This window comes from Streptomyces sp. NPDC001941 (assembly GCF_040296945.1).
In the GTDB taxonomy this organism is placed as follows: Bacteria; Actinomycetota; Actinomycetes; order Streptomycetales; family Streptomycetaceae; genus Streptomyces.
Genome location: NZ_JBEOYE010000241.1, coordinates 1 through 2,046 on the forward strand (window position 1 = coordinate 1; position 2,046 = coordinate 2,046).

The 2,046-nt window shown below is 33.8% G+C and carries 3 protein-coding genes; 2 read left to right on the forward strand and 1 reads right to left on the reverse strand.

Annotation, left to right across the window (positions count from 1 at the left end; genetic code table 11):
* Nucleotides 1-542 (forward strand): Asp23/Gls24 family envelope stress response protein (locus ABT160_RS46850; RefSeq protein WP_351656507.1); only part of this gene is annotated, 542 nt, incomplete at its 5' end.
* Nucleotides 543-618: 76 nt separating this feature from the next.
* Here the strand turns inward: ABT160_RS46850 and ABT160_RS46855 are convergent.
* Nucleotides 619-1,736, reverse strand: a protein-coding gene (locus ABT160_RS46855; protein WP_351656510.1) for an IS3-like element IS981 family transposase whose coding sequence is annotated in 2 segments (ribosomal slippage) — nucleotides 619-1,520 and nucleotides 1,520-1,736 — 1,119 coding nt in all. Because the reading frame shifts where the segments join, the coding sequence is not laid out codon by codon here.
* Nucleotides 1,737-1,846: 110 nt separating this feature from the next.
* On the opposite strand from ABT160_RS46855, the gene ABT160_RS46860 reads away from it, so the two are divergent.
* Nucleotides 1,847-2,046, forward strand: a 200-nt coding sequence (locus ABT160_RS46860) for a hypothetical protein (RefSeq protein WP_351656513.1), incomplete at its 3' end; no start/stop codon positions are given.

A 2,046-nucleotide genomic window follows, 5' to 3' on the forward strand; every position in this document is an offset into this window, starting at 1 on the left:
AAAACATGAAAGCATTTGGAACAATGGCAGAAAAAGAAACTCCTAAAACAAAGGAAACCCAACCAGAAATTAAGGGGACTTTGACTTATGAAGATAAAGTTGTGCAAAAGATTGTAGGTTTAGCATTAGAATCAGTGGATGGACTTCTTTCTGTAGAAGGTGGGTTCTTCTCAAACTTAACAGGAAAACTTATTAATACTGATGATGTTACAACAGGTGTTGACGTAGAAGTTGGGAAAACACAGGTTGCAGTAGACTTGAAAGTAGTTACAGAATATCGTAAGAATGTGCCTGATATTTATGAAAAAATTAAAGAAGTCATTCGTAAAGAGGTTGCGGCAATGACAGAATTGGAAGTTGTTGAAGTTAACGTAACAGTCACAGATATTAAAACGAAAGAGCAACAAAAAGAAGATGATGTAAGTATTCAAGATCGAGTGACTAGTGCGGCTCAAACAACTGGGAAATTCACCTCTGAACAAGTTGATAAAGTAAAAGACAAAGTAGAAGACAATACAGATAAAGAAGCTAGAGTTAAATAAATTTCTAGATAAATCGTGAGAAATAAATGCCTCTATTATGAGGCTTTTTAGTAAGTGAGTTCATTTATATAGTTTTTTATTTAGATAGAAGCACCGAGTCAAATTGATTAGGTGTAAGATACCCTAAACTTTGATGGATTCGTTTTGAATTATAAAAGGCTTCGATGTACCAGAAAATACTCTGATAGGCTTCTTCAAAGTTCTTATATTTAAATTGATACACCCACTCTCTTTTTAAATGTCCATGCCAAGATTCAAGACTGGCATTATGATAAGGGTATCCCCTTCGACTGAAAGAGTGAGTCATCCCATAATACTTAAGCAACTCTTCATACTCTAGACTCGTATACTGGCTTCCTTGGTCAGAATGAAGAATAACAGCTTCTGGATAGTCTTGTGATTTAATGGCCTTATTTAAAGTTCTTTGCACTAATTCTACAGTCATTCGCTTGCCCAAATCCCAAGCAATGACTTTTTTAGTATAACGATCCATAATGGTTGAGAGATAAGCCCATCCTTGTTGAGTAGGAATATAAGTAATGTCGGTTGACCAAACCTTATTTTTCTTTGTAGGTTCAGTCTGTATAAGATTTTTTCGATTGATGTGATCACTTAGTGAGTATCCAGGCTTAAATTTCTTAATGACTACAGACTTGAGTTGAAGTTGCTTCATTAGCTTCTGTACCAGTTTTAACCCGACTTTTTCCCCTTGTTTAAGTAGAAGATGATGAATTTTAGGAGCACCATAGATTTCTCGGTTAGTATTGAAGAGTTGAGAAATTTTGAGTGACAGGTATTGTCTCCTTAATTGAGTTTTAGATGGATGTCGGTTAATCCGTTCATAATAACTTGATTCAGGAACATCAAGGAGTTGACAGCTTAGTCTGACATTGAGTGCTAAAGTTTGTATGGTTTGAGCCATATCCGCAGCACTCACTTCTTTTTCTCGGCGAATATGGTCAATACTTTTTTTAAGATGTCTCGTTCTTCCTTAACTTTAGCCAGTTGTCTTTTTAATTCTAGAAAATCAGCTTTAGAGACGGAGCTTTCATTAGATTTAGAGTAGAGGTCTATCCATTTATAAATTGTTGCAGGGGCCACGTCGTATTCTTTAGACAGCTGGGTGACGGATTGACCAGAATGATAGAAGGCGATAAGGGTTTCTTTAAATTCTTTTGAGTAGCGTTTTTTCATGTTTTTGTCCTTTGTCTAAATTATACAATAGTGACTCTAAGATTTAAGGATAACATCACAATAAATATTCAAAACGGATAGGGAATTTAAAAATTCATAAATATACTAAAATGCTACTGGAAAAGTATATTTCATATTTAATTTTGTGGAAAAACTACGACAAAGCCAATGAACTATTGAAAGTTGGTTTATTATTATATCCGAATAATATGGCATTCATATTTTTCAAGGGAATGATTCAAATTGAGAGTGTTAAAAATTTAAGTAAAACTTATCTAATTAGAGATTTAAAAAAATATATAGAATCTGA